Annotated in this window: 5 protein-coding genes, 2 pseudogenes and 1 other annotated feature; of the genes and pseudogenes, 2 read left to right on the top strand and 5 right to left on the bottom strand. The window is 67.9% G+C overall.

Annotated elements, in window-relative coordinates; translation table 11 throughout:
* Positions 1-2,008: DEAD/DEAH box helicase (locus HUK84_RS07655; RefSeq protein WP_317135253.1), on the bottom strand; the 2,008-nt coding region annotated here is incomplete at its 3' end.
* A 227-nt stretch (positions 2,009-2,235) separates the two neighbouring features.
* Between HUK84_RS07655 and HUK84_RS07650 the strand changes: the two are divergent.
* Both HUK84_RS07650 and HUK84_RS07645 read left to right on the top strand, forming a co-directional pair.
* Positions 2,236-2,895: pseudogene (locus HUK84_RS07650) on the top strand (IS3 family transposase); the annotation flags it as partial.
* Positions 2,530-2,638: a sequence feature (AL1L pseudoknot), on the top strand. It overlaps the preceding pseudogene by 109 nt.
* Before the next feature lie 5 nt (positions 2,896-2,900).
* Positions 2,901-3,184, top strand: a pseudogene (locus HUK84_RS07645) (IS5/IS1182 family transposase); the annotation flags it as partial.
* Here HUK84_RS07645 and HUK84_RS07640 read toward each other — a convergent pair.
* The 4 genes from HUK84_RS07640 to HUK84_RS07625 form a co-directional block, all read right to left on the bottom strand.
* Positions 3,185-3,472 carry a YciI family protein gene (locus HUK84_RS07640; protein ID WP_176639755.1) on the bottom strand — a complete coding sequence of 96 codons (288 nt, stop codon included), beginning with the start codon at positions 3,470-3,472 and terminating at the stop codon, positions 3,185-3,187.
* Positions 3,473-3,590: 118 nt separating this feature from the next.
* Entirely contained in the window at positions 3,591-4,862 is a 1,272-nt protein-coding gene (locus HUK84_RS07635; protein WP_176639754.1) for an NAD(P)/FAD-dependent oxidoreductase, read from the bottom strand.
* Positions 4,859-6,208, bottom strand: a complete 1,350-nt coding sequence (locus HUK84_RS07630; protein ID WP_317135252.1) for an MFS transporter — start codon at positions 6,206-6,208, stop codon at positions 4,859-4,861. The genes HUK84_RS07635 and HUK84_RS07630 overlap by 4 nt, the downstream gene beginning before the upstream one ends.
* A gap of 71 nt (positions 6,209-6,279) precedes the next feature.
* A complete protein-coding gene (locus HUK84_RS07625) occupies positions 6,280-7,443 on the bottom strand; it encodes an NAD(P)/FAD-dependent oxidoreductase (protein ID WP_176639752.1) in 1,164 nt (387 codons plus the stop codon).
* Positions 7,444-7,478 lie beyond the last annotated feature (35 nt).

Raw genomic sequence — 7,478 nt, 5'->3', positions numbered from 1 at the left:
CGCCGGCCTCGTCGCGGCAGCGCTCGACCACCAGCGTCCGATCCGTCGGCAGCACGCCGGTCGCCGCACGCTGCGCGTCGACGAGCGCACGCATGTTGGCGATCGCGTTCGTGTTCAGCCCGGCCGCCCGCAACCTCGTCTCCGGCGGGGGAACGGTATCGTCGTCTCTGGTTTCTTCGCGCATTCCGGCGTCGAGCGCGGCCAGGAAGGCGCCGATTGCTTCCCCCAGTTCGGCGGGCCGCCGCACGCCATCGCCGTGCCAGAAAGGTAGCCGCGCCGAGCGGCCCGGCGCCGGCGTCACGATAACCTGGTCGTTGGTGATCTGTTCGATGCGCCAGGACGTCGTGCCGAGTGTGATGATGTCGTTCACCCGGGATTCGTAGACCATCTCTTCATCGAGTTCCCCGACGCGGCGCGACCCGGCCCGTTCCTCGCCCTCAGGGAGGACGACGGCAAACATTCCCCGGTCGGGAATGGTGCCGCCGCTCGTGACGGCAAGCTGCAAGGCGCCGGGACGCGGCGTCAGGACCCCGGTCTCGCGGTTCCAGACCAGGCGGGGGCGGAACGCGGCGAAATCGTTGGAGGGATAGCGCCCGGCGAGCATGTCGAGCGTCGCATCGAACGCGGCGCGCGGCAGGGTCCGGAAAGGCGCGGCGCGGCGCACCGCCGCATACCAGTCCTCGACGGCTACAGGTGAGACGGCGACCGCCGCCACCGTCTGCTGGGCCAGCACGTCGAGCGGGTTGCGAGGCGGGTCGATCGCCTCGATACGGCCGGCGCGCATGGATTCGACGGTTACGGTGGCATCGACCAGATCGCGCCGCGTGCGGGGATAGACCAACCCGGATGACGCGCCGCCGACCTGATGTCCGGCGCGGCCTACCCGTTGCAGGCCACTCGCCACCGATGGGGGCGCTGCAACCTGGATCACCAGATCGACCAGCCCCATATCGATGCCGAGTTCCAGGCTCGACGTCGCGACGACGCAGCGTAGATCGCCGGATTTGAGGGCGTCTTCGATCTCGCGGCGCTGCTCTTTCGAGACCGAGCCATGATGCGACCGCGCGAGCAGCGGCGGCACGCCCGTCGATCGCTTTTCGGTGCTGCCGGAGGCCGACGCGTAATGGACGGGCGGCTCGGCATTCGGCATGAGCGGCGCGTCTTGCGCGAATCGCTCGGCATAGAGTTCGTTAAGCCTTGCCGTGAGCTTCTCGGCAAGGCCGCGCGAATTGGCGAAGACGATTGTCGCCCGCTGGGCCAGGATCTTATCGAAGATGCTGGCTTCGACATGAGGCCAGATCGAGCCGCCTCGTGCGCTCCGTTCCTCATCGCCGGCCTGGCCGCCCGATGCCGCCAGGTCGCCCATGTCCTTGACCGGCACCACGATCTTCAGATCGAGCCGGCGGCTCGAGGGCGGATTCACGACCGTGACCGGCTGCGCCCCACCCAGGAATTGCGCCACCCGATCGACCGGGCGCACGGTCGCCGACAATCCGATCCGCTGGGCTGGCGTGGCCAGCAACGCGTCCAGACGCTCCAGGCTCAGCGCCAGATGCGCACCGCGCTTGGTGTCGGCCACCGCATGAACCTCGTCGACGATCACGGCCTGTATGCCACGCAGCGTCTCGCGCGCCTTCGAGGTCAGCATCAGATAGAGTGACTCGGGCGTGGTGATGAGAATGTCGGGAGGGCGGCGCAGCAGCCCCGCCCGTTCGGCCGCAGGGGTATCGCCGGTACGCATGCCGACAGTGATCTCGACGGGTGCGTCACCGCGCCGCTCCCGCTCCACTCCAACGCCATGGAGCGGGATTCGCAGATTGCGCTGCACGTCGGCGCCGAGCGCTTTGGCCGGCGAGATGTAGAGAATGCGTGTCGCCGCCCTTGCTTCGGGCGTCGTTGACCCGGGTGCCGTCTCTGCGGCAATCTCCGCCTCACGCTCGCGGAAAAGCCGGTCGATCGCATGCAGGAATGCGGCCAGGGTCTTGCCCGAACCGGTCGGCGCGATCACCAGTGCGTTTTCCCCGGCGCTGATGACCGCCCAGGCTGCCGCCTGCACCGCGGTCGGACACGCGAACGCCGCGTCGAACCATGCGCGGGTCGCGGGGGCGAACCTTGTAAGCGGGTCGGCATTCGGGGTTTTCCTTCGGGGCGTCATTCCGCAGGTCGGTTCTTTCTGCTTTTCAGCGGCCGTCTCGATGGCAACTTTAAAACGTTATATCGCCGCGCATAACGGATATGGAAAGCGGTGCTTGCGTGCCCCCGCGACCATTTCCACGAGAGGTCCGCGAGCGTGCGGTGCGTCTGGTGTTGGAGCAGCGGGGCAAGCATGCGACGCAATGGGCGGCGATCTGCGCGATGGCGGCCAAGATTGGCTGCTTGGGCGAGATGCTACGCAGTTGGGTGCGCCAGACCGAGCGCGACAGGGGGGGGCGCGTCCGGGCCGACGACAGCCGAGAGCGAGCGGGTCAAGGCCCTGGAACGCGAGGTTCGCGAACTGCGACAGGCCAACGAGATCCTGCGCAAGGCATAGGCTTATTTTGCGATGGCGGAGTTCGACCGCCGACCCAAGCCATGATCGCCTTCATCGATCAGCACCGCCGGGGTCGAGCCGATCGCGCGTGTTCTGCCGATCGCCCCATCGACCTATCACGAGCATGCCGCGTGCGTGTGATTCGCAGCGGTTGCCGGCCCGCGAGCAGCGCGATGCCAGGCTGCGTGACGACATCCGGCGGATACACGCGGAGAACTTCAGCGCCTACGGCGTGCGCAAGGTCTGGCGCCAGTTGCTCCGCGAGGGTGTCACGGTCGCCCGATGCCTTCGCTCGGCGGATCGTCGGCTGGCGGGTGTCGCGCGACATGAAGTCGGACTTCATCCTTGATGCGCTCGAGCAGGCGCAGGCGATCACTCCTGCTTTTCCAAGAACCGCGACCGGTTGCCGGCGGGCGAGATCGCGGCAAGTTTCTCGCTGCTATCCTGGAGCAGCAACGGGTCAGGCAGCTTCTGTCCAGCGAGTATTTTTCGGTCGACGGCACCCTGATCGATGCCTGGGCCGGTATGAAAAGCTTTCGCCGCAAAGATGATATCGAACCACCCGGCGGCGATGGCCGCCGTAATGCGGAGGCCGATTTCCGAGGCGGTGGCCGGAAGCAAGCGCTTTTCGCTTCCGGCCGGTCGCCCCGAGCGTCAGAGAAGACCCTCGAGCGCCGGGACGTATTTCGTCGGCGAGAACTCGATAATCTCATAGTCCGCGATGCCAAGCAGGTGGAACGGGTCTTCGGCCAGAATGGCGTCCAGCCGCTCGCGAGAGACTTTCCCGCTGGCAAGGATGACGCCGCCCGTGCGCGGAGTCTTTGCGCCGGAGGCAAGGAAGATCCCTTCGGCGTAATAGCGGTCCAGATAGTCCCGATGCGGTACGATCTGCGCCTCGATTTCCTCGACCGGCTTCCGGTAGCTCAGGCTGACGATGAACATGGACGGGTTCCTCCCTCTGTTTGCCGGCAAGGATGCGCCGATACGGGGGAAGTGCCAAGTCCGGATGGCTTTGCCTCGCGCCGAGAGGGATGCGCGCCTTTGGCGCCGCCCTCGATCGTCAGGCGAGACGATCCTTGATCCGGTAATACAGGCCAACGGCCGGCATAAGGGAAGCGGCAATGCCATAGGCCGGGATCTTGTGCCATGGCGCATTCCAGATCGGGATCGCGACTGTCTCGCCGGCGAGCTTCCGGCCCAGCAATTGTCCCAGATGGACCGACATCTGCACGCCATGGCCACTGAGGCCCATGGCGTAATAAATCCCCTCCCATTCGCCGGCATGGGGCAGGCGATCGACGCTCATATCCACGTTCCCGCCCCAGCAATAGGCGACGGGCGTGTCCTGCAGCGCCGGAAAGATCTCGGTCATCGCGCGATGCAGGATCTGCCCGCATTTGACGTCCGACGCCGCGCTGGATTGCGAGAAATTGGCGCGTCCGCCGAAGATCAGGCGGCCATCGGCGGTGGTGCGGAAATAATTATGGATATAGCGCGTGGTAACGACATTCCGACCGCCCGGCAGGATATGAGCCAGCAGCGCGTCCGGCAGGGGCGCCGTGGCGACGATAAAACTGCCCACCGGCATGATCCGGCGGCGGAACCAGTTCGGTGCCCGGCGACTGGTACCGGTGGCCAGCAGCACCTTCCGGGCCCGGATCGCGCCCAGCGCGGTCACGATCTCGTGGCCCCCGGCGGTCCGGCGCAAGGCGGTCATCGGCGTATGCTCGAAGATCCGTGCCCCCGCCGCCATGGCCGCCCGCGCCAGCCCGGCTCCGAAGCGGCCGACATGCATCTGCGCGCTCTTGCGGTAGAGAATGCCGCCCTGGAACGCGGGGGTGCCGATTTCCGCCGCCACCGCGTCGCGATCGAGAAAATCCGTCTGCGGGTCGGCGTGTCGCGCCAGTGCCGCCTGGTCGGCGCGCAGGACCTCGCGATGCTTGGCGGTCCAGGCGACTTTCAGCTTGCCGCAGCGGCGAAAATCGCATTCCAGCGCCGCGTCGGCCACCAGGCGTTCCACCGTGTCCACGGCGTCGTCGAAGAAGCGGTACAGCGCGACCGCATGGTCCAGCCCATGGGTCGCGGCCAATGCCTGGAAACTGCCGGCCGTGCCGTTATTGACATGCCCGCCATTGCGGCCCGAGGCATGGCAGGCGATCATGTCGGCTTCCAGTACCACGACCGACAGGCCGCGCGTCGCCAGAGCATGCGCGGCGGACAGACCGGTGAAGCCACCGCCCACCACCACCGCGTCCGCGGTCGAGGGAAAGGCGTCATGCGGCGTTCCCTGGGGGGACGCGGCGGTGTCGAGCCAGTAGGAAGTGAGTTTCATCGCGTGGTCCGCTCGGGCAGGTCGGAAAGGGAACCGGCGGCAAGGTGCGCCGGGGGCCGGGGTGTATCGTCCAGGCGCAGACCCGTGGTCTCCGGCGCCCAGCGCCAACTGATCAGCAGGCCGAGCAGCATGCAGCTTGCGGCGACCAGCATCATCGCCTGCATGCCGAACCGGGCATAGCCGACGGGCAGCAGGAATGTGCCGAACGCGGCACCCAGCCGGCTGAACGAGCAGGCCAGGCCCATGGCGGTGGCGCGGATGGCGGTCGGGAACAGTTCGTTCGGATAGACGAACTGCAGGCCCGATCCGGCGGCCTCGGCGACCGAATAGAGGGTGAAGCCCAGGAACACCGCCCATTCCGCCGGGGCCGGGGCGGCGCCCAGCAGCAGCAGGCCCGCCAGGCTGACGGCGAACGTGCTCATCAGCAGCGGCCGCCGGCCGACCCGGTTGATCAGCCCCAGCGAGACCGGCAGGATCCCCAGCACGGTCAGGCCGGTCAGGATAAACGATCCCAGCAGCGCGCCCGGCACGTGATATTGCGTCAGCAACTGCGCCTGGAGCGTATGGATGGCAAAGCCCGGCGCGCTCTGCAGGATCCAGAAGGCGCTGACGAACAGCAGGGGCCCGCGATAGCGCGAACGCAGGATCTGCATCACCGACAGGGCGCCCTGGCTTTCCTGCCCCAGCGAAAGATCCGCGCGCAGATGGCGGCGGACGACGGCGCGCGCCTCTTCGATCCGGCCCTGCTGGGCCAGCCAGCGAGGGGATTCCGGCAGTCCGGCCCGCATCAGGAACAGCAGCAACGCCGGTACGGCGCTGGAGGCGAGGCCGGCGCGCCAGAAATCGTCCCCCAGCAGCGACAGCAGATAGCCGACGGCATAGCTGGCGGTATAGCCCACCCACCAGGACAGGATCAGGCCCGACAGGATCGGGCCGCGCCAGGCGCGGGGCATGAATTCGGTCACATAGGCGGTGGCGATCGGATAGTCCGCCCCGACCGCCACTCCCAGCAGGAAGCGCAGCAGGACCAGCGTCGCCAGGTCCGGGCACGCGGCCTGCAGCAGCGAAAGGACGACAAAGGCCGCGATATTGAGGGTGAAGAGCGGCTTGCGCCCCAGCCGGTCGGCCACCACCCCGCCCAGCGTGCCACCCGCCAGCACCCCCAGCAGGGCCGAGGCGCCGACCAGGCCGATGCCGCCGCTGGACAGATGCCGATCCTGTACCAGGCTGGGAAGAGCGATGCCGACGATGCCGAGGATATAGCCGTCGCAGAACGGGCCGCCCGCCGCGACCGCCGCCAGCCGTGCGTGAAAGGGTGTCGGCGGCAGGTCGTCCAGCGTGCGCACCGGGCCAGGGGTGGATGGGCCAGGGGCGGAAGGGCAGGAGGTGGATGGGCAGGAGGCGGCCGCCATGCTGTTCAAACGTTCGGCCGGTCCGGACCGCGGAAGCGGCCGATATGAAAGGCGTCGATCGGCACGCTGGTTTTTCCGGTCGCGATCAGTTCCGCCATGGCATGGCCGACCCCCGGGCCAAGCTGGAATCCATGTCCGCAGAAGCCGAAGGCGTAGAACAGCCCGGCCACCCCGGCACTGGGGCCCATCACCGGGATGTCGTCGTCCAGATAGGCTTCCACCCCCGACCAGGTGCGGATCACCCGCAGCCGCGCGATGTCCGGCAACAGCCGCGCCAGGTGCGGCATCTGGCGGATCGTGTTCAGCGGGTCCAGCGGCGCGCGCTTCGTCACCAGGTTGGCGTCGGTCCGCCTGCCGCCGCCGAAGACGATGTTGCCGCGCGCCACCTGGCGCAGATAGACGCCTTCCTCGGTCACGTCGGAGGCGAAGCCGATGACCGGCCCGATCCGATAGGGCACCGGTTCAGTCACGCCCATCTGCGGTCCGCGCGGAATCAGGCGCAGATGATCGCCGAAGGTCGCGGCCATGGCCTGCGCCCAGGCGCCGGTGGAAATCTGCAGCAGCGGGGCGCGAAAGACGCCCTGTCCGCGTGTCTCGATGACGAAATCCTCGCCGTCCTTGCCGATGCCGGTGACTTCGGTTTCTTCCAGCACGTGCGCGCCGGCGCGCCTGGCCGCCCGGCCGAAGGCGGGTGCGGCCAGGCGCGGATTCGCGTGGCCGTCCGCGGGCGAGAACGAGACGGTATGCACGTCGGGCGCCAGCATGGGAAAGCGGGCCCGCGCGGCATTGCCGCTGAGCAGCTCCAGTTCCAGCCCATAGGGCCGGCAATCGGCGGCGTAGCGTTCCAGGCGGGCGGCGTTGTCCTCGGTAAAGGCGACGCGGATATGCCCCGAAGGCAGGAATTCCGCATCCTCGCCGATCAGTTCTGGCAGGCGCCCCCACAGGTCGCGCGACAGGTTGGAAAGGGGCAATTGCGGCAGAAAGCGGCCCTGGCGGCGGACATTGCCGAAATTCACGCCGCTGGCCGCCTGGCCGATCAGGTCGCGTTCCAGCAGAATCACGGACAGGCCGTGCCGGCGCAGGAAGAAGGCGGTCGCCGCCCCCATGAAGCCGCCGCCGACGATCACGACGTCGGCACGGCGCGGCGCGGCGGACAGAGCGCGGCTCATGGCACGATCCTGCTGTCGAGCGGCAGCGGCTTGAC

The sequence above is a fragment of the Nguyenibacter vanlangensis genome (genome assembly GCF_013376155.1).
GTDB lineage: Bacteria > Pseudomonadota > Alphaproteobacteria > Acetobacterales > Acetobacteraceae > Gluconacetobacter > Gluconacetobacter vanlangensis.
This window is presented reverse-complemented; position numbering and strand designations above follow the sequence as displayed.